The organism is Rhizobium sp. LARHSG275, from assembly GCF_052871115.1.
The window spans coordinates 47,447-71,016 of the sequence record NZ_JBIXJN010000008.1 but is presented as its reverse complement, the minus strand read 5'-3'; the positions used below and the strand labels follow the sequence as shown (position 1 = coordinate 71,016).

The following is a 23,570-nucleotide window of genomic DNA, read 5'->3' as shown; positions in this document are numbered from 1 at the left end:
CCCTGCCTTCCTCCTTCAACTGCATGTTAAACATAGGTTGCATTTTTAGCGCTGCACCCTTGAAAGCACCAAAGCGGTGCTTTATGTTTTACTTCATGGCGAACACAGGCAAGACACCCCACCCATCGCTACTGCGCTACACGCTGGCGCCTGATGATTCTGCCCGGCAGGCGCTGGACGATACGGTTGCCGCCTATCGGAGGATGATCGACATCCTCAGTGAACTCATCCACGACAGGGCGGGCGCCAATCTCGTCGTCCTGCATGAGCTTGCCTATGAAACCGTCCGCGAGCAGACAAGCCTGCCAGCACGGCTGGTGACACTCGGCCTTCGCGATTTCGCCGCCAATCGCGGCGTGAGCGCCGATCCGCCATATCTGCCGCTCGATGACAAGCTCTTCGCCATCAAAGGGCCCTCGGACCTGACGATCGCCACAGTGCACGGACGCGTTGCCGTGCCCTACGATGTCGCGGGTTATTCACGGGGATGGGAGAGTATTTTTCCGGCCTACCTCGTTGCGGGCCGGGATCGCTACGAGATTCACATCGGCGTCACGCCGAATTCCGCTCCGATGGAGGAAAACATGACGAACGAAGGCATTCTCTCACGCATGGGTCGCCTGATCGCGGGTATCGCGAATGCGGCGATCGACAAGGCGGAAGGCGTAAACAAGATCGCCATCATCGAACAGGCGATCCGCGAGATCGATGCCGCAGCGGAAGACGCCCGCACCGATCTCGGCAAGGCTCGCGCGGAGGAATACCGCATCCAGAGCCGCCGGGACGAAATCGTCGAAGACATGAACGCGCTCGACTCCAAGATCCGCCTAGCCGTCTCGTCTCAGCGGGATGACTTGGCAAAGGCCGGCGTTGCCCGCCAGATCGATCTCGAATCCCAAATCGCAGCGCTCGACAAGGCGCTGGCCGATGCCAGGGAACAGGTGGACGAAGGCCAGAAAGCCCTGCAGGCCGTGCTCGCCACGCGCCGCGAGGCGGATGCTCGCCTTGCCGATTTCAAGCGCAGCATCGCAAGGCATCCCGAGCACGCTACCGGCCAAAGCCAGCCGGCACCGGGTCCGGACGCCGCCCGCGCTGCCGCAGCGGTCTCGCGGCTGACCGGGGTTCCCGCTGGCGAGCATGCCCATAGTTCCGAACTGGACGAACTCGACCGGTTGCACCGCGAACAGGCAATCGAAGCCCGCCTCGCCCGCTTCAAAGCGGATAACCGGTAGCGCCGATGGAGCTCCTTTTCTCACCGGAATGTGCGCCCTTCGCCATCGCCGCAACTATCCTTGTCGGCCTGACCGCGATCGAGATGCTCGCGATGGTCATGGGCTTTTCGATGACGGAATTTCTGGGAAAGCCGGAGGTTCATGGCCATGACGGCATCCTGGCTTACCTTTCCTGGCTCAATCTCGGCGGTGTTCCCCTGCTGATTCTCATGATGCTGACGCTCGGCTTGTTCGCGATGACGGGCTTTGCGTTGCAGGCCGTCGCCAACGCCTTCTGGGCGCCACTGCCAAGCTTGATAGCCGTCATACCTGCCGCGCTGGCAACCATCCCCATGGTCAGGGCATCGAGCAGAACCGTGGCGCGAGTCGTACCGCACGACGAGACCTATGCGGTCGATCTCGACGCCCTGCTCGGCCGGACCGCCGAGGTTTCGATCGGCCCGCTCGATCAGGGGCTGCCGGGCCGCGTCCGCGTCAAGGATCAACATGGAAACTGGCATGTGCTTCGAGCCCGGGCCGCCAAGGGCGAAGGTCCCCTCGCGATCGGCGCTTCGGTACTTCTCGTCGATCACAAGGCAAATGTGTTTATCGCCATTCCCGCGCCGGTTGACCCCGCCGATGCGGACAATCAATCTTTCAGGGAGCAGCAATGATGTACGACGTTATTCTACCAGCCGGCATTGGGATTGTTCTGATCTTCGGCATCGGTTTTGTCCTCGCCTCGCTTTACACGCGCTCCAGCCGCGACGAGGCCTATGTGCGCACCGGTCTCGGCGGCCAGAAGGTCGTGCTCGACGGCGGTTCGGTCGTCCTGCCGATCTTCCACTCGACCGCTCGGGTCAATCTGAAGACACTGCGGCTCGAGGTTCGCCGCGGCGAAGGCGATGCATTGATCACCAAGGACCGCATGCGCGTCGATATCGGCGCCGAGTTCTATGTACGCGTGAAACCCGATGCCTCCTCAATTGCGCTTGCAGCTCAGACACTCGGCAACCGCACCAACGACGCCGAGGCTCTGCGCATCCTGATCGAGGCGAAATTCGTCGACGGCCTTCGCTCGGTGGCCGCGACGATGAATCTCGACGCGCTGCAGGAGCAGCGCATGGATTTCGTCAAGGCCGTGCAAGAAGCTGTCGGCGCCGATCTTCAGTCGAACGGCCTCGAACTCGAATCCGTGTCGCTGACACGCCTCGACCAGACCGACATCAAGCATTTCAACGCCAACAACTTCTTCGACGCGCAGGGCCTCGCGGCATTGACCCGCATCACCGAGGGACGCAAGAAGGAGCGAAACGAGATCGTTCGCGACACCGAAGTCGCCATCGCCCAGAAGGATCTCGAGGCCCGTCAGCAATCGCTGACCATCGAGCGGACCAAGCGGGAAGCCGAACTCAGCCAGGAACGGGACATCGCCAACAAATCCGCGGCGACACGCGCCGAAACCGCGCAGCAGGAGCAGGCCGCAAAACGCGCCGAGGAGGAAGCCCGAATCGCTTCCGAACAGGCGATCGCCGAACGCGAGGCATCTGCCAAACAGGCTCGCGAAAGCGCCAACATCGACGCCGCCCGTGCCGTCCAGCAACGCGAAACCGAAGCCAAGCGTGACCTCCAGATCGTGGCACAGGAGAGCGCGATCGCCGTTGCCAACAAGAGCCGTGAAGAATCCGAGGCGAAGGCGGCGGCTGAAACGGCCCGCGCGCTGGCGATAGCAGCAGAAGAAAAGGTCGGCACCGCCAAGGCGATCGAGATTGCCGAACGCGAAAAGCAGATTGCCGTGATCGATGCGCGCAAGAAAGCCGAGACGGAAGCGACTGCCGTCACCGTCGGCGCCGAGGCCGAAAAACAGGCGGCAAGCGACCAGGCCGAAGCCATCAAGACGCTCGCAACCGCCGAGGCGGATGCGGCGATCATCAAGGCCAAGGGCATTCTCGAAACCGGCAAGGCCGCGGCCGAGAGCGAGGCATTGCTCAACGACGCGCGCAACAAGCTGAGCTCTGCTATCATCGAGTTCGAGATCACCCGCGAACGGATCCGCATCATTCCGCAGGCGCTCGCCGAAGCGGTCAAGCCGATCGAGAAAATCTCCGATATCAGGATATTCGACACCGGCGGCATGCTCGGTCGCGGAAATGGAGCGACCGGCGGAAACGGTATCGGGCTTGGCGAAGGACTGGCCGGCCAGCTCCTCTCCTACCAGGCGAACAAACCGATTCTCGACAAATTGATGAAGGAAGCCGGCTTCGAGGGCGACGATGCCATCTCATCCCTTCTGGGAAATCTCGATGGCGCAAAACCGGCAAGACCGGCAACGCCCGCCCCGGCAAAGCCGGCAATACCGGCCGCAGCCCCGACACAAACGATCATCCCTCCGGCGCCGAAGCCGGCACCAAAGAAGGACTGATCGCCGCGCAAGCGGGTCTGGACTAGAACAGGATGATTTTAGGCCGGTTCGGCCTAAAATCTGAATTCTGTTCTAAATTAAATAGTTAGAGCATGATGTCGCCTGAAAACTGCTCACAATTTTCGGCATCATGCTCTATCTCACCCAACCCATTGCCAGCGCGCTCGCCCAGTCGGCACGGCCCCTTTCGGCGGCCAGTGCCGACATCGCCATATGGTCGTAGACGACGGTTCGGAACTGCCACGTCCATCCGCCCGCCGTCTTTTCCAGAATGGCGTAGCTCGGCAGCGGATGGCCAGCCTCCACCTTGTGGTAATAGGGCAGCTCGTCGTCATAGGCCGGGCATCCGACGCTGCCGGGATTGACGATGAGGCGGCCATCGGAAAGCCGCACGGCGCGGGGAATGTGGCTATGGCCGCAGAGGATCAGCGGCAGGTCGATGCCTTCGGCCAGCGCCTCGATCGCTTCGATCGGCTTCAGGAAGACGAAGCCCTCCGGCGAAACCGATTCCATCCAGTAGACATTGTCGTCCTTCGGCGTCGCGTGGCAGAGATAGACCTCGCCGCGATAGACGATATCGAATGGCAGGCCGCGCAGCCAGTCGAGATGAGGTGGCGTCAATTGCCGATGGGCGGCGGCATCCGAAGCATGCATAGCCGCCGGATCCTGTTCGATCAGGTAGCGGTCGTGATTGCCGCGGACCGACGTCAGGCCGAGCGGCATCAGCAAGTCTGCCGTCCTGCCGGCCTCGAGCGGGCCGCTGAAGAAATCGCCGAGATTGACGATCTCCTCGACGCCTTGCGCGCGAATATCAGCAAGCACTGCCTCGAGCGCCAGATGATTTCCGTGGATATCGGCAATTGCTGCAAACCGCATTTCTAGAGCCTTTCCTGGTCAGATTGAAGCATTCTGTTGGCTCAAACGGAGTCGGATGGTCGACCGGCCGGCGCGCGTCGTAGCCAAGCTCTACGGCCAAGCCGGCCGGTCGATTAGCCGGCCCGTTTCAGCCAACCCGAAGGGCCGGGCATCTTTCCGCCAGGGCAGAGGCGATCGGCTCGGACGTACCACGAAGTATGCCCTTCGCCAATCGCCTCTGCCCCGACGAAAACCTGCTCCGGCAGAATGCTGCAATCTGACCAGGAAAGGCTCTAGCTCCCTCGGTAAGTAGAATAACCATAGGGCGATATCAGCAACGGCACATGGTAGTGCGCCGTGACGTCGGCAATGCCGAAGCGGATCGGCACGAGATCGAGGAAGGCGGGATGTGGCAGCGGCGTGCCGCTGGCCCTCAGATAATCGCCGGCATGGAAGACCAGTTCGTAGGTACCGGCTCGAAAATTTTCACCAATAAGGATAGGGCCGCCATCAACCCGGCCGTCGGCATTGGTCTCCACCGTCTTCAGATGCCTGCGAATCTCGCCGTCGAGCTGGAAAAGATCGATCCTCAAGCCTTCGGCCGGCTTGCCGAGAGCGGTGTCGAGAACATGCGTGGTCAGTCCGGTCATGGGGCTGGCTCTTCGATGATATAGGGGGTTTCGAAAAAGAATTCTTCCAGATTGTTGCCCGGTCCGTCGCGGTCGACGACCAGGAAATCTGAGGCTTGGCCAAGCGCCATCAGCGGATGATGCCAGACGTTGCGGCGATAGTTCACCCCCTGGTCGCCGCGCGCAAGAAACACCTGCGGCCTGCCCGGGCGGCCGTTCTCATCCTCGGAGACGACGACGAGAAAAGGACGGCCCGAGACCGGCGAGAAACTCTGGCTGCCGAAAGGATGGCGCTCCATCATGGTGACTTCATAGGGGAAGCTACGCGGCTGGCCGCGAAAGAGGTTGATGACGACGCGCGCATCCTCGCCCGTCGCCTCAGTGGCGGCGAGCGCATGGAAACGCTCCGTTGTGCCGCCATTGATGAGCCGCATTGCGGCCGGATCGGCCTCGATCACCTCGCCGAAGGGAGCAAAGGTGGATCGGGTGAGCGGGCGGATGTCGAGAAAATCGGGCATGACTTCACTCGCCTTGCGCATGCCAGTGACGGATGGCATCGATCGCGGAGAGAAGCTCCGGCAGTGTGCGATACGTCGCCTCCCAGATCTCGGAGGGATCGAGATCGAAGAGATCGTCGAGGATACGGTTGCCCGTGCCGCAGATTTTCGTCCACCGCAAGTCGGGATGCTCGGTCGCAAATTCCGGATGTGTCACCAGCAGGCGGGACGCCGCCGCACCGATGGTGAAGTGGCAGAAGACAACCGCCTTGAAGGTGAGCTTGTCCCCGGTAAACGCAGCCTCATCCATTCCGCCGACGAAGGTCAGCGCTTCGGATGCCGCCTCATACATCTCATTGAGATAGTCGATCGCTCGCCGCTCTTTCATTCAGCCTCCGGCAGCATCGATGTCAGGCGCAGCAGCGCGATCCGCTCGACTTGCGCGGCCGCGGTCGCCAATTCTTCGTCTCGGCCATTGCCGATCCGCGCTTCGAACGCCGACAGGATGTCGTCCTTTGTAAGCCCCTTGACGGCGATGATGAAGGGAAAGCCGAATTTTTCGACATAGGCCGAATTGAGTTCGGTGAAGCGGGCATGTTCGGCCGGGTTCAGGCGGTCGAGACCGGCGCCGGACTGCTCCTTCCGGCTGTCTTCCGTGAGATCGCCAGAGATGGCAAGGCGCCCGGCAAGATCGGGATGGGCGCAGAGCACCCCGAGACGCTCCTGCGGGCTTGCCGCCCGGAAGATGGCGGCAAGGGCCGCATGCACACCGGCTGCCGCCAGCGGTTCCGTCACGTGGCCGGCGTCATAGGCGCGCTCGGCGATGAAAGGGGAATGTTCAAAGACGCCGCCGAAGCGGGAGACGAAATCCTCGCGCGACATCATCACAGCGCTTCCGGCTGATGGTGCTTGTGCCAGTGCTCGGCGATCTCGATGCGGCGCGGAATCCAGACTTTGTCGTGCTTCAGTACATATTCGATGAAGCGCTTCAACGCCGCCGCCCGGCCCGGGCGCCCGACGAGGCGGCAATGCAGGCCGACCGACATCATCTTCGGGCTGCCCGCCTTGCCTTCCTCGTAAAGCGTGTCGAAGGCGTCCTTTAGATAGGTGAAGAACTGATCGCCGGCATTGAAGCCCTGCGGCGTGGCAAAACGCATGTCGTTGGTTTCGAGCGTATAGGGGATGATCAGGAAGGGTTTCCCGTCGACGCCCTTCACCCAGTAAGGCAGGTCGTCGGCATAGGAATCGGAGGAATAGAGGAAACCGCCCTCCTCCTGCACCAGCCGAAGCGTATTGTCGGAAGGCTTGCCCTGATACATGCCATAGGGCCGCTCGCCGGTAAGTTCGGTATGCAGGCGCACCGCTTCGAGGATATGCTTGCGCTCCAGATCCTCGGGAAAATCCTTGTATTCCAGCCAACGGTAGCCGTGGCTGGCGATCTCCCAACCGGCCTCCTTCATCGCGGCGACGGCCTCGGGGTTGCGGGCCATCGCCAGCGTCACGCCGTAGACGGTCGCTTGCACGTTGAGATCTGTGAACATCCGCCAAAGCCGCCAGAAGCCAGCACGCGAACCATATTCGTAGATCGATTCCATGTTGAGGTTGCGCTGTCCCGGCCAGGCAGCCGCGCCGACGATCTCCGATAGCAGGTTTTCGGAGGCCGCATCGCCGTCGAGGATCGAGCTTTCGCCGCCTTCCTCGTAGTTGATGACGAACTGCACGGCGACACGCGCCTCGTCCGGCCATTTCGGATCGGGCGTCAGGCGCCCATAGCCGACAAGATTGCGCGGATAAGTCTCGGATACCATTAAATCACCCTCTGAAAAGACAGAGGAAACGGTAGCATCCGTAGCAGGAATGTCGAGCCGGAAACTGCGCAACGGAGTTCTGTCCGAACGCCGGCGCCCCGGCGCTAACCTTTGAGGCATTGGTTCGTCAGGCGATCCTGCGCGCGCTGACCTTACCCATCGGATGCAGCGAATGAACGCGGAAAGGGCCGCCCGTGCCCTCCTCGATCATCAGCGCCACGTTCGAAACCGTGACCGGCTCACTCAGGACAGGCTCGAAGATCGTCCGCAGCGCCGGCTCGATGCGCGGCATGTCGATCGCGTTGACGGGGCCTGTCACCGGCATATGAAAGCGGAACTCTTCCATCACATAGGGATTGCCCCAGCGATGAAGGTTGGCAAACTGTGCCGCCGATAGCCCGTCCGGATCACTGCGTTCGATCTCGGCCTCGCTGAGCGGTGCGCGGAAACGATCGAATTCCTGCACGATCGCCGAGGCGAGATACTGGATCTGCTCGCAAGGCGTGCTCGGCAGCAAGCTGTAGAAATTGCCGAGCCGGGCGACTTCGATACGCGGAATCTGAAAGGGAACGAAGGTCCCGGAAAAACGCATCAGATCGCGCAGGAGTTGCGATTCGGACATGTCGTTGGACAGCTGAAATGGCGCTTTCAAGACGCCATGAAAACCGTAGCGCCGGGGCACGGCGGTATGGAAGGCGATCTCGTGAATACCGAGGCCACGAACTGCCGGAGGCTCCATCATATCGCCCGAAAACACGTTTCGGCCAAGCCAATTGGCGGCCACGAGCGACAACAGGTCGCTCGCCGGAGGCGTGAAGCAAATGGCATAGCGCATGCAATTTCCTCCATCAAGGAAGTAAGCGCCGTTCAGATCCGGCGCTGTCGATGCGCAAGCAGATAGGTGATTTGCATGACAGAATAACGAAACGAAGCAGCGCCTAATTCACGTTTAACGTGAAGCCGCCGCGATGTGGCTTGAAATTGCGAAGCTTTCCGGCAGCAAAAATCCGCAGTCTGCATCGTCTGCGATACATATCGCCGCCTCCGCCAGCCGGTGGGCGAGGCCGAAGCTGACTTTGAAGCCGCCGGTCAGCGCGATCAGGCGTGGATGATCGGGATGGCGGCCGATCATCGGATCCCGGTCTATCGCCTTTGGGCGAAGCCCGGCCCAGCGCTCGACAACGGGGGCGTCGCGAAGAGATGGCACGATGCCGCGCGCCGCCTCGATCAGCACGTCGAGCTGGGCGTCGGTCGACGTCGGGTCGTCAAAACGGTTCTCGCTGGTGCTGCCGATTGCCGCGTGCCCGCCCTCATGCGCGACGACATAGAGCCCGTCGAGAAAGATCGTCGGTAGCGCCGGGTCGATGTCGGCTTTCAATAACGCCGCCTGCCCCTTGACCGGCTGGCCGAGCGGCTGTTTCAGCCCCGGTGTCAGGCCCTGCAACAACGGAAAGGACCGATGGCCGGCGGCCAGGATGGAGTGACTGAAAACGATGGTTTCGCCGTTTATTTCGGCCATGCCGCGATTGGGATCGAGGCCGGCAACCGCCGCATGCTCCAGAATGCGAACATGCTTTGCCCGCCGCAGGAAGGCGATGAGCGCTGCGATCAACAAGCGGGGCGCAACGCGGGCGGCGAGTGTGTCGTGTACGAAGCCGCTCTCGCCGGCAGACGCCTCGATCCAACCGTCCATATCAAGACCGTCGAGCACATGCCAGTGGAAGCGGCGCTCGCCCGCCCGCCAATGGCGTTCGGCGTCCTCAAAATGGCCACGCGCTATTTTGTTGAGATGCGGCTTCGGCAGCGGGATCAGCCGTCCGGACCTGTTATACCCGGCGGAAAGCCCGGTCTCCGCTTCGAGCGCTGTGATTTCGGCTTCGAGCGAGACCAGCGCATCGAACTGGAACTGCTTCTTCTCCGACCACCGGTCCGGCATATGCGGCATCAGCGCGCCGAGCAGGCCACCACTTGCACCTTCGCCCAACCTGCCGGCGTCAGCGATTAGAGCACGGATGCCCCGGCGTTCGGCATGGACGGCCGCCCAGAGCCCCATGATGCCACCGCCGACAATCAGCAATTCTAAGGACGATTGACCTGAGACCGGCTGAGGACTATCGGCTTTTTCCATGACAGACGTGAACCCCGATCAGATTGGCGCGGGCGCGCCGCAGCCGCTCGAATGGCGCGACGGCGATATGCCCTATTCCACCGCCTTTGGCGATCATTTTTATTGCCAGACCGATGGGCGGCTGGAATGCGGCCACGTTTTTCTCGCCGGCAACGGCCTGCCGGAGCGCTGGAATGGGCGGCAGAGATTCCAGATCGGAGAACTCGGCTTCGGCACCGGCCTGAACTTCACTGAAACCTGGCGGCAATGGAAGCTGCATCGTGCGAACGGCCAGCACCTGCATTTCATCTCCTTCGAACTCTATCCGATGCGCAGCGAAGAAATCGGCAGGGCGCTGTCGCATTGGCCGGAGATCGATGTCGAACGCGGATCGCTGACGGCGGCTTGGCCGCAAGCGCCTGCTGGCACCGTCTCGCTGAACCTCGATTCTCAGACGACGCTCAGCGTGGTCTGCGGCCGCGCACTCGATGGCGTTGCAGAGGCCAAACCCGGCTTCGACGCCTGGTATCTCGACGGCTTCGCCCCGTCGCGCAACAGCGATATGTGGTCGGAAGAACTGATGCGGCTCGTCTGCGAGAAAAGCGCAGCCGGCGGCACTTTCGCCACCTATGCGGCGGCCGGCTTCGTGCGCCGCAATCTCATCGCTGCAGGTTTTGCCGTCGAGCGCCGCAAGGGCTTTGCCGGCAAGCGCGAAATGCTCTGCGGCATCAAGTAAACTTGGGCAAGTGCGATCGATTCAAACGGCTGAGTTGCTAACAGTTATCACTCTGTGCGATAATAGTTCGAGAGGAACCAGTATGGCCAGCAGCGCGAATCTTGGACAGCAACTCGAAAACTATGTGAACGAACTTGTGAAATCGGGGCGTTACAACTCTCGCAGTGAAGTTCTGCGGGAAGGTGTCCGGCTTGTCGAGGAGCGGGAAAAACGGTTGATGGCGCTCGATCTGGCAATCAGCCAGGGGATCGCCGACGCGAAAGCAGGTCGCTTCAAGCCCATCAGCGATGTCGCCGCCCGCCTTGCGGCCAAATATGACGGCCGTTCGTGATCGTCCTCATCACCGCCCAGGCGGAGGCGGATCTCGAACGTATTGCCGACTATATCGCTGAGGACAATCCGCAGCGGGCGGCAAGCTTCATTCAAGAACTGCTGGAACGGTGTGAGCGTCTGGCCGAAACGCCGAACGGTTTTTCATTGGTTCCACGTTACGAACGCACCGGCGTTCGCCGCCGTCCTTACGGCAACTATTTGATCTTTTATCGCGTTGGCGAGGATCGTATCGAGATCCTGCATATCCTCAACGGCGCCCAGGATTTCGAGAGCATCCTGTTTTCCGAAGGTTCAAATCAGTAGCTGGTGCGCTCCGGCTGCTGTTCGCTCGTTCCGAGCCACTGGCGGATTTTTTCCTCGAGCAGTTCGGGGCTGATCGGCTTCGACATGTAGTCGTCCATGCCGGCATCGAGGCACAGTTCGCGGTCGCTTTCGAGCGCATGGGCGGTGACGCCGATGATCGGCACTCGATGGCCTTGTCCCTTTTCCCGTTCGCGGATCGTCTGCGTCGCCTGATGGCCGTTCATGACGGGCATCGAGACGTCCATCATGATGATGCGCGGCGTACACCGCTCCCAGGCGGCGACCGCTTCCTCGCCATTGTCGACGACGAGGAAGGAAAGACCCGTGCCTTGCAGGATCTGCGTGAAGACGATCTGGTTGACCTCGTTGTCTTCGGCGACGAGCACGTCGACGAATTCAGCGGCCCGCTTCTGCGGCACGGGCGCCGGCGCGGGCACGGCCACTTCCGTCTGCAGCCGGGCGATCTCGGCCTCGGAGGCTTGTTTGACGCGGCTGGCGCGCACCACCTCGACGACGGTGTTGCGCAGCACGTTGGCGCGCGCCGGTTTCATCAGATGCGCATGGCCGTTCAGCGCCGCGAATTCCTTCTCCGTGCCCGAAATATCCATCGACGTCAGGAAGATGATCGGCAGTTCGACGAAGCGGGGATCGCCGCGCAGCCGGCGCGCGACATCGGCGCCGTTCATATCGGGCATGTGATAATCGAGCACGACGGCATCGACGGTAATGCCGAGACCGGCCGCCGCCTCCAGGATCGCAAGCCCGGTGCCGCCGCCCTCGGCGGCCACGCCGTCGAAGCCCCAGAGAGACAGCTGCTCGGTGAGGATTCGCCGGTTCACTTCATTGTCGTCGACGACGAGGATACGCGCACCCTGCACGTTGATCGGCAACGGCTTCGGCTCAAGGCGAGCGGCAGCCACTGCAAACGGCAGGTTGATGGTGAAGACGGAGCCCTTGCCCCATTCGCTTTCAACGTTGAGATAACCGCCGAAAAGGTCGACCAGCCCGGCGGTGATCGCAAGACCGAGGCCGGTTCCTTCATGCCGCCGGGTCGACGAGGCGTCCACCTGCGAGAATTTGTCGAAGACCGATTCGAGCTTCTCCGGTGGGATGCCGATCCCGGTATCCTCAATACGGATGCACGCCATGATCTCGCCGCCGGCGGCCGGCTCGAAGCCGACATCGACGAAGACATGGCCACGCTCGGTGAACTTGACGGCATTGCCGACGAGATTGGTGACAATCTGGCGGAACCGCCCGGCGTCGCCGATCACGGCTGCGGGCAAATCGGGTGCGGCCCGCACCAGGAGTTCGATGTTCTTCTCGGCGGCGTGCGAGGACAAGAGTGTCGCCACATCCTCCACCGCTTCGGTAATATCGAAGGCGGTTTTGCGCAGTTTCATCTGCCCGGCGTCGATCTTGGAGAAGTCGAGGATGTCGTTGATGATCGTCAGCAGCGCATTGCCGGATTTGACGATGATGTCGACGAAGGTCTTCTGGCGCGTATCGAGATTGGTCTTGGCAAGCAGTTCCGCCATCCCAAGCACGCCGTTCATCGGCGTGCGGATCTCATGGCTCATATTGGCAAGGAATTCGGATTTGGCGCGATCGGCGGCTTCGGCGCGCGACAGCAGCTGGCGCAGTTCCTCCTCGCGGCTCTTCAGCTCGGTGACGTCGGTAAAAAGCGCCACCCAGTGCTGCCCCTTGCTGACCGTCGCATCCATGTTCACCCATCGCTCGCCGTCGACATGGAAGACGGTGGAAATCGGCAGCCTGGCCGCAATATTGTCGCGCCAGCCCTGCAGGATTTCGGCGGCGGCATCGTGGAAATCGCCACGCGCCGCGCAAAATTCGAACATGCCAATCCAGCCCTCGCCGGTTTCGAGATAGGTGGCCGGAATCTGCAAGATGTCAGAAAGCGCCTCGTTGGACAGCTTGATAATGCCGTCCTGAACGATGGCCAGGCCCTGTGGCATGGCATGGGTCGCGTCGCGCATCATCTCGCCGAGTTGTTCCAGCGCGGCGCGGGCCTCGTGGACTTCATTTTCCCGCTCACGCACGGCCGTGATGTCGGCATAGGTGAGCAGGATCCGGTCGTTGGAGATACGGCGGCTATCGAAGATGACGGATTTGCCGCCCGCCCAGCCGAGCTCGATCGGCTCGGGCTCCTCGGTTTCGAACAGGTGCTTGCGGAAAGCGTAGATTTCCTCGGGTGTCTGCGTGCCGTCGTAGCGACCGAGCTCATAATTGCGACGGATGACGTCGATGAAGGGGCGCCCGTCAAAGGGGTCGTCGAGCGGCAGCTCCCAGATGCTGTAGAATTCGTCGTTGACGTAGAGGATCTGGTGATCGTTATCGAGGATCAGCACGCCGACCGGCAGCGAGCGCAGAATATTCTCGATATCCCGGTGCAGCACTTCTTCCTGCTTCCGCGCTTCGATCAGTGCCTTCTCCCGCTCCTTGAGCGGTGAAATGTCAGAAAAGGAGCCGACGACATAGGCTCGCCCATCCGCCGTCACGACACGCTTGACTCGCGAGATCACGGGATGGATGCGGCCATCCTTGCTCGGCATTACGCCTTCCAGCTCCTGCGACAGGTCTTGTTCCAGCGACAGCCGGTTTTCCTGGTAGATCGCCTCGCCGCCCTCCGGCCCGAACATTTCATATTCGGTCATTCCCAGCACCCGCGAGCGCTGGTGGCCGCTGAAAGTCTCATAATACTGGTTGGCATAGACGAGGCGATGTTTCTCGTCGCGCACGAAAACTGCGACCGGCAGATCCTCCATGATGGTGCGCAGCAGGTCTCGTTCGTCGACGCTCGCGTGCCAGCTCGAATCGGTAGGGGCTACGGGTTTCTCGCCGTTGCGATAGGCGGCGTTGATGACCAGAGGCCGGCCGTCTTCGGCAAAAATGCCGATCGGGTGGTCGAGCTTTTCCAGCGCCTCGCGCACGCGGGCGAAATCGCCGGCAAGGCCATGATCGTCGGCGCCCTTCCCGTCTCCAAGGGCGCGGCGTGGCGTCTCGCGCACTTCGAAGATGCCGAGCACATAGGCTCGCTCCGGCGATGGCGAAAAGCTTTCGATCTGGATACGCTCATGGCTGAGGCCGGCCGCATCAAAGCAGATGGCGTTTTCCTCTGTGCCGAACACCAGTGCGCGGCGCTCCTTGTCCTCACGATCCTCTTCTTCAGGACGGTCGAGAAGCTCGCGGCTGCGCCTGCCGATGAAATCGGAGATCTCGCGGCCGAGGAAACGGGCATAGGCCTCGTTGACGGCGATATAACGCAGCTCGCTGTTCTTGACATAGGCCGGGGTATCCAGATCAGCGATCCGGCGGCAAGCCAACTCCAGAAGTTCCCCGGCTGATTTCAAAAATATCGCTCCCGCAATGAACGAAATATCGACTACAAAAACTATAACGCCAAGGCTTTTAACAAGGTTTTAACCATAAATTTCGACAGCGGAATTTTACAAGCCGGCTCACCAAGCTGAAGATAATCCGAGATTACCAGCCCCGGCTTGCACGAGACTGAAAGGACGCCGGCAATAACTTCTTTCGACGTTGGGATCCGTTGAAATCATGACGAAAATTTAATGCCGAAACGGCTTGTGCGGCCATTGCGCTGCCGCGATCCGGGCCGAGTCTCGGCATGGCTTTATGGAAGCCATGCCCATGAAAGGAAAATAGCATGTCCGTTCTTCATAAGACCATGGCGACGGGCCTGATCGCCCTGACCTTTGCCGGCGCCTCGCTCGCCACCGCCACCACTGCCGATGCCCGTCCACGCGATGCCTTCTGGGGCGGCCTTGCAGCCGGCGTCGTCGGTGGCGCTCTGCTGTCGGAGGCCGCCCGTCCCGCCTACCCGGTCTATCCTGCTTACCCCTATTATCGCCCCTATCCGGTCTACCGGACCTATTACCGGCCGTCCTACTGCCACCTCGAATGGCGACACGACGATTGGGGCGACCCCTACCGCGTCAAAGTCTGCACGGAATAGAAGAAATCGCATCCGGCGCCGCTTGACCTCCCGGCGGCGCCGGTCCAATGCGTCCCCGGCGCAAAGGAGGATCAGCATGCCGGAACCGCTCAAGAACCTGCTGCATGAAGCGTTGATCGCCGAAATGGCCGATCGAATCGCCGGCAATTCCCCGTCGTTCGACAAGGGCCGCTTCGTGACGCTAGCGACCGGTGGCCTTCAGGCGCTGGAACTGATGGAGCGATCGGCCCTGATCCGCGACGCGCTGTTCTCAACGCTTCCCGACAATTTCCCGGAGGCCGCCGCCATTCTGAAGGTAAGCCTCCCCTCGGAAAGCAAGCCCGGACTGACAGGCTGGATGCTGCTGCCGGTCAGTCAGTTCATCGCCGCACGCGGCCTTGATCATCTCGGTCTCGGCCTCGATCTCCTGAAGACGCTGACGCCGCATTTCACGGCCGAATTCGGCATCCGCCCCTTTATCCACCGCGATCAGCAGCGCGCGCTGGCGATCATTTCCAGATGGGCCGACGATCCCGACCAGCATGTGCGCCGGCTGGCGAGCGAGGGAACGCGGCCGCGCCTGCCCTGGGCGATGCGCCTGCCGCAACTCGTGCAGGATCCGGCACCGATCCTGCCCATCCTGACCGCGCTGATGGATGATCCGGAGGAATATGTACGCCGCTCCGTGGCCAACAGCCTGAACGACGTCGCCAAGGATCACCCGGACCTGGTCGCCGCCTTCGTCGCTAGTCATATCGACGGCGCTTCATCCGAACGCCGCTGGCTGCTGAAACATGCCTCGCGCACGCTGCTGAAGAAAGGCCACGCGCAGGCGCTCGCCAATTTCGGCTTCGCCGCGGCCGCTTCGCTCGAATGCGAACTGCGGATCCGCAATGCAGAGGTAACGTTCGGCGAAGGGCTGGATTTCGAAATCCGCGTGACGAATGCCGGCGAGATCCCCCAATCGCTGATGATCGACTATGCCATCCACCATATGAAGGGCGACGGTTTGCTCTCACCCAAGGTCTTCAAGTGCAAGGCGATCTTGCTCGCTCCGGGGCAAAGCCATACGATTGAGCGTCGCCACGCCATGCGGCCGATCACCACGCGGCGCTATTATCCCGGCAAGCATCGCATTACCATCATCGTCAACGGCGCAGAGACAGCATCGCAAAGCTTCGTTCTCGTCATGCCCTCAGACCCGGGCTGAGGCTTTCTTGTGCACTGCACTTGACTTTCCACGCGAACTAGCCCAAATGCGGGTCAGCTTTCACCCTTCCGGCCGCCGCGTGAGCGTGCCCCTGCTGAAAAATACAGACGCAGGAAGAAGGGACAAAAGCGCATTTCGATAGAGCGCCGCACTCCCCATGAGCGGCCAGAAGCGCTGGAAAGCTTTTTCCAACTCACAAGTTCCCACTTCACGCGGGGTTCTTGACGCCAGAATGAAACCGGATCGCATGGTGCGTTCCGGCGATAGTCATTGTGGCGCCCCGAAAGGTTATACCTTGACTAATTTTGAATCGCTTGGTGTCTCCAAGCCGATCGTCGCTACTTTGTTCCAGCTCGGCATCGAAACGCCGACGCCGATCCAGGAACATTCAATTCCTCTCCTCCTCGAAGGCCGCGATCTCATCGGCCTCGCCCAGACCGGCACTGGCAAGACCGCCGCTTTCGGCCTGCCGCTGATCGAAAAGCTGCTTGCCGACGAACGGCGTCCCGACAATCGCACGACACGCACACTGATTCTCGCCCCGACACGCGAACTGGTGAACCAGATCGCCGAGAGCCTGAAGAAGTTCATCCGCAAGTCGCCGCTGCGCATCAATGTCGTCGTCGGCGGCGTCTCGATCAACAAGCAGCAGCTTCAGCTCGAAAAGGGCACCGACATCCTCGTCGCCACGCCGGGCCGCCTGCTCGACCTCGTCAATCGCCGCGCGATCACGCTGACCGCGGTTCGTTATCTTGTGCTGGACGAAGCCGACCAGATGCTCGACCTCGGCTTCGTGCACGATCTGCGCAAGATCGCCAAGATGGTGCCGAAAAAGCGCCAGACCATGCTCTTCTCGGCCACCATGCCGAAGGCGATTGCCGATCTTGCCGGCGAATATCTCGTCGATCCCGTCAAGGTCGAAGTCACGCCTCCGGGCAAGGCTGCCGACAAGGTCGAGCAGTACGTGCATTTCGTCGCCGGCAAGAACGACAAGACGGAACTGCTCCGCAAGTCGCTTACCGAAAACCCTGATGGCCGCGCCATGGTCTTCCTGCGCACCAAGCATGGTGCCGAGAAGCTGATGAAGCATCTCGAAAACATCGGCTATTCCGTCGCCTCGATCCACGGCAACAAGAGCCAGGGTCAGCGCGAGCGGGCACTGAAGGCCTTCCGCGACGGCAGCATCAAGACGCTGATCGCCACCGACGTTGCCGCCCGTGGCATCGACATCCCGGCTGTCAGCCACGTCTATAATTACGATCTGCCTGAAGTGCCTGACGCCTATGTCCATCGCATCGGCCGCACCGCGCGCGCCGGCCGCGACGGTATCGCCATCGCCTTCTGCGCTCCCGATGAAGCCAGGCTGCTGCGTGATATCGAGCGCCTGATGGGCATCGACATCACTGTCGCCAGCGGTGAAGCTCCGGCAAACATGAACGGCGCGCCCCGTCGCGCCAATGGCAACGGCAATAACCGCAATCGCAATGGCGGCCAGGGTCGCGAAGGTCAGGGTCGCGGCGAAGGCCGCGGCGACCAGAACCGTTCGGAGCATCGCGGCAGCCGTCAGGAACGCCGCCCGCGCCGCGAAGGTGAAGGCAGCGAAGTCCGCGCCGGCGGCGAAGAGCGTCGTCCGCGTCCGGAGCGTCCAACCAGCCGCAACGAGGATTTCCGTGGCCAGCGCCGCGGCGAAGCGGCCCCGAATCTCGGTCCTGACAACGATCTGGCCTCGACCTCCGACTTCCGCCCCTCGGCAAAGCCGCAGCGTCCTGCCCACGCCAATGGCGAACCGAGCGGCCATCACCGCGGCAACAGCCGCCACGCCCATGGCCGTCCGGCCCGCAAGCATGGCGAAGACCGCGGCCCGCAGCAGGCCCAGGCCGGCGAACCGCGCCGGGACGGCAACGGCGGCAATCGTCGCGGTGGCTCCGGCTCCCGCAACGGCGGCGGCCAGCGCCGCGAACGCGCCTGATCGTTAAACGACTGAAAAGCGGAAAGGCCGGGGATCTTCCGGCCTTTTTGTTATCTACGCCGCCGCGGGCCGATCTTGGCTGAACGCCTTGCGGTTCGTGAGATAGACGCCGGTCACCACCACCACGGTGCCGACGATCAACGGCAGGGTCAGCGGCTCCCCAAAGGCGATGAAGGCTTCGAGAGCGACCGTTGGCGGCATCAGGTAGATCAGCGAGGCGGCGCGCGACACCTGACCCCGGCGGATCAGATGAAGCAGCAGCCCGACGCCGCCCATCGACAGACCGAAGACCGACCAGGCGAGCGCGCCATAGGCCTGCTCGGTGCCGTCGAAGTGCTGATGTTCGAACATCAGCGAAAGCGGCAGGGTGAGGATCAGCGCGCCGATATATTGCAAGGTCGCGATGGTTCTGAGGTCGCCGGATTGCAGATGTTTCTTCTGGTAGAGCGTGCCGTAGGTGACGGACGCCATGGCGACGAGGTTGATCGCCAGCGGCAGGGCTGCATGTGTCAGATCGGCGGTCGCCGGACCGAGCAGCTTCGGCGAAATGGCAATGGCAATGCCGATAAAGCCAAGGGCAAGGCCAAGTTTCTGCGCCTGCTGCAGCCGCTCGCCGATGAGGATGGGAGCTGCCATTGCCGTCAGCAGCGGCTGCAACGCCGCGATGATGCCCGATATGCCGGCCGGCACGCCATTGGCGATGGCCCACCAGAGACCGGCGAGATAGAAGCCATGCAGGAAGAAACCGGAATAGATGGCGCGCAGCGCCGTCGTCCGACTTTTCGGCCATTGCGCCCGCACCACCAGGCAGAGCGCCAGGAATGCCGCCGCCGACAGCGCGTAACGTATCGAAAGAAAAGTGAAGGGCTCGGAATGCAGCGAGGCATATTTCGCCACTACCCAGCCCGTGGACCAGAGTAGGACGAAAACGGCGGGGGCAAGGCGATCGAAGGACATGGGGCGGCTCGGGAGAGAAGGGTCGCCGTGCTGATAGCCCCACCCGGCGGCTGCCGTCAAAGGCGAAGCGTTGATGTTTATTTGAAATTTCGCTGATGGCAGAGACCCAGGGCGGTCGCGCCAGCCGGCGTTTACCAAGGAGGGAGGGCGGCGGGGCGCCCACGCGCGTGACCATATTCGACCGTCTTGCCCGAACGAAAAGCGATCACATGCTCAGATTTTGCGCAAGCCTCGGGATCACCCATCCATCATGCCGCACTGCATCACTTAAAATGCCCAGATTTTCACCCGTTTCTCGCAGCGCAAAATCTTTTCCTCGAACTGCGCATGGTTCTTGCATTGCCATTTGCGTTGTATTCAAATGAACAAAAAGGGGAGCCGCGCTTTTGGCATTTGATGAAATGATTACCGGGGACGAAAGTCCTCGCCCGCCTTACGACAAATACTTCGAGTGGTACAACAGCCAAGACCGGGCGCATCTGATTGCCAAGTCCCGCGATGCGGAAAACATCTTCCGGAAGACAGGCATCACCTTCGCGGTCTACGGCCATGCCGACAGTTCCGAAAAGCTCATCCCCTTCGACATCATTCCCCGCATCATCTCCGCCCGCGAATGGCGCAGGCTCGCGCAAGGCATCGAGCAGCGGGTGATCGCGCTGAACGCCTTTCTCGACGATATCTACCATAAGCAGGAGATCATCCGCGCCGGGCGCATTCCGCGTGAGCTGATCGAGAACAACGTCACCTTCATCCCCGAAATGATCGGTTTCCGACCGCCCGGCGGCGTCTACACCCACATCGTCGGCACCGACATCGTGCGCACCGGAGAGGACCAGTTTTACGTGCTGGAGGATAATGCCCGCACGCCCTCCGGTGTCAGTTACATGCTGGAAAACCGGGAAACCATGATGCAGATGTTCCCTGAGCTCTTTCATGAGAACAAGGTGCAGCGTGTCGAGGATTATCCCTATCTGCTGCGTCAGAGCCTCGCCTCGCTCGCCCCTCCCGGCTGCAAGGGCAAGCCGCGCGTCGCCGTGCTGACGCCGGGCATCTACAATTCCGCCTATTACGAGCATTCCTTCCTCGCCGACATGATGGGCGTCGAACTGGTTGAGGGCGCGGATCTGCGCGTCATCGACGGCAAGGTGAAGATGAGGACGACACGCGGTTACGAGGCGATCGATGTGCTCTACCGCCGCGTCGACGACGACTTCCTCGATCCCCTGACCTTCCGCTCCGATTCCGCGCTCGGCATTCCCGGCATCATGGATGTCTACCGCTCCGGCAACATCACCATCGCCAATGCGCCAGGCACCGGCATTTGCGACGATAAGGCGATCTACTCCTATATGCCCGAGATCGTCGAATTCTATACCGGCCGCAAGGCGCTGCTCGAAAACGTGCCGACTTGGCGCTGTTCGGAAGCCGACAGCCTGAAATATGTGCTGGAACACCTGGAAGACCTCGTCGTCAAGGAGGTACACGGCTCCGGCGGCTACGGCATGCTGGTCGGCCCGACCGCATCGAAGAAGGAGCGCGCCGATTTCGCCGAGAAGCTGAAGGCCAAGCCGAACAATTACATCGCTCAGCCGACGCTGTCGCTCTCCACCGTGCCGATCCTCGTCAACAAAGGCATTGCTCCGCGCCACGTCGACCTTCGCCCCTATGTGCTTGTATCCGACAGGGTACAGATCATTCCGGGCGGGCTCACCCGTGTAGCGCTGAAGCAAGGCTCGCTGGTGGTCAATTCCAGCCAGGGCGGCGGCACCAAAGACACTTGGGTATTGGAGGACTGATGCTCGGAAGAACAGCAAACGGCCTCTACTGGATGTTTCGCTACATCGAGCGCGCCGAAAATATAGCCCGCCTGATCGATGCGGGGTTGCGCATGTCGTTGACCCGCAGCAGCACCGGCGATGACAATTGGGATGGCGTTCTACAAAGTGCGGGCGTGCGCGAGGCTTATGACGAAGGCCACAACAAGCTGACCAACGCCGACGCGATCGACTATCTCCTGCGCGATCGCACCAATCCGTCGAGCGTCATGTCTTGCATCGATTCCGGCCGCAACAATGCCCGTATGGTGCGCACGGCGCTGACGCGGGAGACCTGGGAAGCGACCAACGAATGCTGGATCGACTTGAAGTCGCTGCTCGAAAAGCGCGTCAAGGCGGCTGAAATGCCAGAGGTGATTGATGTCATCAAGCGCCGCGCCGGCCTCATCCGCGGCGCCTTCCATGGTTCGACGCTGCGCAACGAGCTCTATAATTTTGCCCGCATAGGCACTTTCATCGAGCGAGCCGACAATACCAGCCGCATTCTCGACGTGAAATATTACGTGCTGCTGCCCTCGGTTTCATCAGTCGGTTCCTCTCTCGACAACGTCCAGTGGGAATCGATCCTGCGCTCGGTCTCGGCGCACCGCGCCTATAGCTGGGCCTATGACGGCGAATACCGGGCGATGAACATCGCCGACTTCCTGACCCTCAATGTCCAGATGCCGCGCTCGCTTGCCTATTGCTACGAGAAGATCGTCAGCAATCTCGGCTATCTCGCCCAGGATTACGAGGAGCGGCTTCCCGCCCACGATACCGCGGATTCAATCCGCAAGACACTGCAGACAAGGGCGATCCGGGATATCATGGATCAGGGCTTGCACGAGTTCCTGGAGGATTTCGTCTCGCGCAATAACAAGCTCGGCGCGGAAATTTCCGACGGCTACCGGTTCTATGCATAAGCGGATAACAACATGAGATTGAAGATCAGCCACCTCACCGAATACCGCTACGACGGACCGACGCAGTTCTCGCTGCAAAGGCTGCGGCTGACGCCGCCGACCAGCCCGGCTCAGAAAGTGCTCGGCTGGGCGCTGAACGTCGAGGGCGCCACGCCAGAAGTCGAATATGACGACCAGTACGGCAATCACGTCAATCTGGTCTCGCTGGAAGGCGAGCAGGATGTGACGCGCATCCTCGCCGAAGGCGAGGTCGAGACGGAGGACAACAACGGCGTCACCGGCCCGCATACCGGCTTCTGCCCGCTTTGGCTCTTCCTGCGCGACACGCCATTGACCAAGGGCGGCAAGCTGGTCAAGGAACTGATCAAGGACGTCGGTGGCGATAACGAGCTCGCCCGTATGCACGCGCTGATGGCCGCAATCCACGAGACGGTCGATTATAAACCCGGCACCAGCAACACCGAGACGACGGCCGAACAGGCGCTGGAGAAGAAGAGCGGTGTCTGCCAGGACCACGCGCATATTTTCATTGCCGCCGCCCGCGCCCTGCTGGTGCCGGCGCGCTACATCTCCGGTTATTTGATGATGGAAGAAAAGATCGAACAGGCTGCGACCCATGCTTGGGCCGAGGCCCATATTCCCGGCCTTGGCTGGGTCGGCTTCGATCCCGCCAATGAGATCTGCCCGGATGCGCGCTACATTCGTGTCGCCTCCGGTCTCTGCTATCGCGACGCCGCGCCGATTTCAGGCATGCGCATCGGCACGCCGGGCGAAACGCTGTCGGTCACCGTGAAGGTCGAGGACGGCGGACAGATGCAAAGCCAGAGCCAGAGCTGAGCGTACAGATAGCTTTACCGCACCCTGCGAAGGGCCGATAGAATAGCTGCCGAGCTCGCTGCGAAACCAACATGTTGTACTTGAATATAGAGACGGACGGTCCCGAAATTCCGCTTGCTTCCGGCGTGTGGCGCTGGCGGTCTCAAAAGGGCGAGAGCGGGAATGTTTTGGGCCGCCGGATACCATGGCCCCGTCCCAAGACAGCAACTGACGGCTCCACCCAAAGCCTATCCCGCTGCAAGAACCTGGAGGTGCCCGCGCGCGCCGTAGCTGAGGATCGCCTGGTCGGCCGTAAGTAACGGGACGCGATAAAAACGGGCTGTTGCAGCGATGATGCGGTCGGCGGGATCGGCATGAAACTCGCCAGGCAGCCGAACACTGTCTATCGCGATGGAAGGCTCAATCGGTGCGAGCTGGATACCGGGCAGAGACAATGCGCTATCGATCCATCGACCGACATCGTCGCCGAGCGCCAGGCGTCCCTTCTGAACAAGCAAGGCGATTTCCCAAGGTGTAATCGCCGAAACCAGAATCCGGCTTTTCTCCGTCATCTCCTCGATGATGCGCCGGGCTTGTGATCCGAGGCGCGCATCGTCCTGCATTGCCCAGACGAGGATATGCGTGTCGATGACGATCAACGAACGGCGTCCCAATCTTCTGCTTCAGCAGCCGGAGATAGCGGATCGTCATAGCGCAATACGCTGCCCTTCATCGCGCCGATGATACTTCTGCGTCCGCTGGTGTCACGTGCCGGCGAAAGCACGGCAACCGGCCTGCCGCGCTTGGTGATGACGATAGATTCGTCGTCCTTCCCCATCTGGTCGATAAGGTTTAGGCACTTCGCCTTGAACTCGGCCGCGCCGACTGTCTTGGACATGACTATATCTCCTGTACATCTTTACGGAATATAGGGCCATTTCCGCATTGAACAAGTGCAAAGAAAAAGGCGGGGTGGTGCCCCGCCTTTTTCTCGTTATGGATTG

24 protein-coding genes are annotated in these 23,570 nt (G+C 61.3%); 12 read left to right on the top strand and 12 right to left on the bottom strand.

What is annotated here, in order from left to right; all coding sequences use genetic code 11:
* The first annotated feature begins 95 nt into the window (after positions 1-95).
* The 3 genes from ACIPSK_RS12455 to ACIPSK_RS12445 are packed head-to-tail and all read left to right on the top strand — an operon-like array spanning position 96 to position 3,633.
* On the top strand, positions 96-1,232 hold the full coding sequence (locus ACIPSK_RS12455; protein WP_162116453.1) for a PspA/IM30 family protein: 1,137 nt from the start codon (positions 96-98) through the stop codon (positions 1,230-1,232).
* A 5-nt stretch (positions 1,233-1,237) separates the two neighbouring features.
* A complete protein-coding gene (locus ACIPSK_RS12450) occupies positions 1,238-1,885 on the top strand; it encodes an OB-fold-containig protein (RefSeq protein ID WP_446532935.1) in 648 nt (215 codons plus the stop codon).
* Positions 1,882-3,633 carry a flotillin family protein gene (locus ACIPSK_RS12445; RefSeq protein ID WP_162116451.1) on the top strand — a complete coding sequence of 584 codons (1,752 nt, stop codon included), beginning with the start codon at positions 1,882-1,884 and terminating at the stop codon, positions 3,631-3,633. Before ACIPSK_RS12450 ends, ACIPSK_RS12445 begins: the two co-directional genes overlap by 4 nt.
* Before the next feature lie 135 nt (positions 3,634-3,768).
* Here the strand turns inward: ACIPSK_RS12445 and ACIPSK_RS12440 are convergent, their stop codons facing one another.
* From ACIPSK_RS12440 to ACIPSK_RS12405, 8 genes are all read right to left on the bottom strand, one after another.
* Positions 3,769-4,509: a metallophosphoesterase family protein gene (locus ACIPSK_RS12440; protein WP_162116450.1), complete on the bottom strand. Its 741-nt coding sequence runs from the start codon at positions 4,507-4,509 to the stop codon at positions 3,769-3,771.
* A 272-nt stretch (positions 4,510-4,781) separates the two neighbouring features.
* On the bottom strand, positions 4,782-5,138 hold the full coding sequence (gene uraH, locus ACIPSK_RS12435) for a hydroxyisourate hydrolase (RefSeq protein WP_003541961.1): 357 nt from the start codon (positions 5,136-5,138) through the stop codon (positions 4,782-4,784).
* Complete coding sequence (locus ACIPSK_RS12430; protein ID WP_032985313.1) at positions 5,135-5,635, bottom strand: ureidoglycolate lyase; 501 nt, start codon at positions 5,633-5,635, stop codon at positions 5,135-5,137. The genes uraH and ACIPSK_RS12430 overlap by 4 nt, the downstream gene beginning before the upstream one ends.
* 4 nt (positions 5,636-5,639) lie before the next feature.
* A complete protein-coding gene (locus tag ACIPSK_RS12425; protein WP_017965444.1) occupies positions 5,640-6,002 on the bottom strand; it encodes a HepT-like ribonuclease domain-containing protein in 363 nt (120 codons plus the stop codon).
* A complete protein-coding gene (gene uraD, locus ACIPSK_RS12420) occupies positions 5,999-6,499 on the bottom strand; it encodes a 2-oxo-4-hydroxy-4-carboxy-5-ureidoimidazoline decarboxylase (protein ID WP_017965445.1) in 501 nt (166 codons plus the stop codon). Before uraD ends, ACIPSK_RS12425 begins: the two co-directional genes overlap by 4 nt.
* Complete coding sequence (puuE, locus tag ACIPSK_RS12415) at positions 6,499-7,422, bottom strand: allantoinase PuuE (RefSeq protein WP_170257229.1); 924 nt, start codon at positions 7,420-7,422, stop codon at positions 6,499-6,501. Before puuE ends, uraD begins: the two co-directional genes overlap by 1 nt.
* A gap of 127 nt (positions 7,423-7,549) precedes the next feature.
* Positions 7,550-8,257: a DUF1045 domain-containing protein gene (locus tag ACIPSK_RS12410; RefSeq protein WP_017965447.1), complete on the bottom strand. Its 708-nt coding sequence runs from the start codon at positions 8,255-8,257 to the stop codon at positions 7,550-7,552.
* A gap of 114 nt (positions 8,258-8,371) precedes the next feature.
* Positions 8,372-9,550 carry an NAD(P)/FAD-dependent oxidoreductase gene (locus ACIPSK_RS12405; protein ID WP_162116448.1) on the bottom strand — a complete coding sequence of 393 codons (1,179 nt, stop codon included), beginning with the start codon at positions 9,548-9,550 and terminating at the stop codon, positions 8,372-8,374.
* On the opposite strand from ACIPSK_RS12405, the gene mnmD reads away from it, so the two are divergent.
* From mnmD to ACIPSK_RS12390, 3 genes are all read left to right on the top strand, one after another.
* A complete protein-coding gene (mnmD, locus tag ACIPSK_RS12400; RefSeq protein ID WP_017965449.1) occupies positions 9,549-10,265 on the top strand; it encodes a tRNA (5-methylaminomethyl-2-thiouridine)(34)-methyltransferase MnmD in 717 nt (238 codons plus the stop codon). The two genes, ACIPSK_RS12405 and mnmD, sit on opposite strands and share 2 nt — an antisense overlap.
* An 82-nt stretch (positions 10,266-10,347) precedes the next feature.
* Positions 10,348-10,596 carry a type II toxin-antitoxin system ParD family antitoxin gene (locus ACIPSK_RS12395; RefSeq protein WP_017965450.1) on the top strand — a complete coding sequence of 83 codons (249 nt, stop codon included), beginning with the start codon at positions 10,348-10,350 and terminating at the stop codon, positions 10,594-10,596.
* On the top strand, positions 10,593-10,901 hold the full coding sequence (locus tag ACIPSK_RS12390) for a type II toxin-antitoxin system RelE/ParE family toxin (RefSeq protein ID WP_162116447.1): 309 nt from the start codon (positions 10,593-10,595) through the stop codon (positions 10,899-10,901). Before ACIPSK_RS12395 ends, ACIPSK_RS12390 begins: the two co-directional genes overlap by 4 nt.
* On the opposite strand, the gene ACIPSK_RS12385 is transcribed toward ACIPSK_RS12390, so the two are convergent.
* Positions 10,895-14,272 carry a response regulator gene (locus ACIPSK_RS12385; protein ID WP_446532934.1) on the bottom strand — a complete coding sequence of 1,126 codons (3,378 nt, stop codon included), beginning with the start codon at positions 14,270-14,272 and terminating at the stop codon, positions 10,895-10,897. The genes ACIPSK_RS12390 and ACIPSK_RS12385 overlap by 7 nt on opposite strands.
* Before the next feature lie 317 nt (positions 14,273-14,589).
* On the opposite strand from ACIPSK_RS12385, the gene ACIPSK_RS12380 reads away from it, so the two are divergent.
* The 3 genes from ACIPSK_RS12380 to ACIPSK_RS12370 all read left to right on the top strand — a co-directional run bounded on the left by ACIPSK_RS12380 (position 14,590) and on the right by ACIPSK_RS12370 (position 18,056).
* On the top strand, positions 14,590-14,898 hold the full coding sequence (locus ACIPSK_RS12380; RefSeq protein ID WP_017965453.1) for a hypothetical protein: 309 nt from the start codon (positions 14,590-14,592) through the stop codon (positions 14,896-14,898).
* A gap of 76 nt (positions 14,899-14,974) precedes the next feature.
* Positions 14,975-16,087, top strand: a complete 1,113-nt coding sequence (locus tag ACIPSK_RS12375; RefSeq protein WP_162116445.1) for a DNA alkylation repair protein — start codon at positions 14,975-14,977, stop codon at positions 16,085-16,087.
* Between the two features lie 247 nt (positions 16,088-16,334).
* The gene (locus tag ACIPSK_RS12370; RefSeq protein ID WP_162116572.1) at positions 16,335-18,056 is read left to right on the top strand and encodes a DEAD/DEAH box helicase; all 1,722 of its coding nucleotides are present in this window, start codon (positions 16,335-16,337) and stop codon (positions 18,054-18,056) included.
* Between the two features lie 54 nt (positions 18,057-18,110).
* On the opposite strand, the gene ACIPSK_RS12365 is transcribed toward ACIPSK_RS12370, so the two are convergent.
* Entirely contained in the window at positions 18,111-19,013 is a 903-nt protein-coding gene (locus ACIPSK_RS12365; RefSeq protein WP_162116444.1) for a DMT family transporter, read from the bottom strand.
* A gap of 386 nt (positions 19,014-19,399) precedes the next feature.
* Between ACIPSK_RS12365 and ACIPSK_RS12360 the strand changes: the two genes are divergently transcribed.
* The 3 genes from ACIPSK_RS12360 to ACIPSK_RS12350 are packed head-to-tail and all read left to right on the top strand — an operon-like array spanning position 19,400 to position 22,587.
* Positions 19,400-20,809 (top strand): circularly permuted type 2 ATP-grasp protein, encoded by a 1,410-nt coding sequence (locus tag ACIPSK_RS12360; protein WP_017965457.1) that lies wholly within the window; start codon positions 19,400-19,402, stop codon positions 20,807-20,809.
* Positions 20,809-21,750: an alpha-E domain-containing protein gene (locus ACIPSK_RS12355; RefSeq protein WP_017965458.1), complete on the top strand. Its 942-nt coding sequence runs from the start codon at positions 20,809-20,811 to the stop codon at positions 21,748-21,750. Before ACIPSK_RS12360 ends, ACIPSK_RS12355 begins: the two co-directional genes overlap by 1 nt.
* 12 nt (positions 21,751-21,762) lie before the next feature.
* Entirely contained in the window at positions 21,763-22,587 is an 825-nt protein-coding gene (locus ACIPSK_RS12350) for a transglutaminase family protein (RefSeq protein ID WP_162116443.1), read from the top strand.
* Positions 22,588-22,814: 227 nt separating this feature from the next.
* Here the strand turns inward: ACIPSK_RS12350 and ACIPSK_RS12345 are convergent, their stop codons facing one another.
* Both ACIPSK_RS12345 and ACIPSK_RS12340 read right to left on the bottom strand, forming a co-directional pair.
* Positions 22,815-23,225 carry a type II toxin-antitoxin system VapC family toxin gene (locus tag ACIPSK_RS12345; RefSeq protein ID WP_162116442.1) on the bottom strand — a complete coding sequence of 137 codons (411 nt, stop codon included), beginning with the start codon at positions 23,223-23,225 and terminating at the stop codon, positions 22,815-22,817.
* Entirely contained in the window at positions 23,222-23,464 is a 243-nt protein-coding gene (locus ACIPSK_RS12340; protein ID WP_017965461.1) for a type II toxin-antitoxin system Phd/YefM family antitoxin, read from the bottom strand. The genes ACIPSK_RS12345 and ACIPSK_RS12340 overlap by 4 nt, the downstream gene beginning before the upstream one ends.
* Positions 23,465-23,570 lie beyond the last annotated feature (106 nt).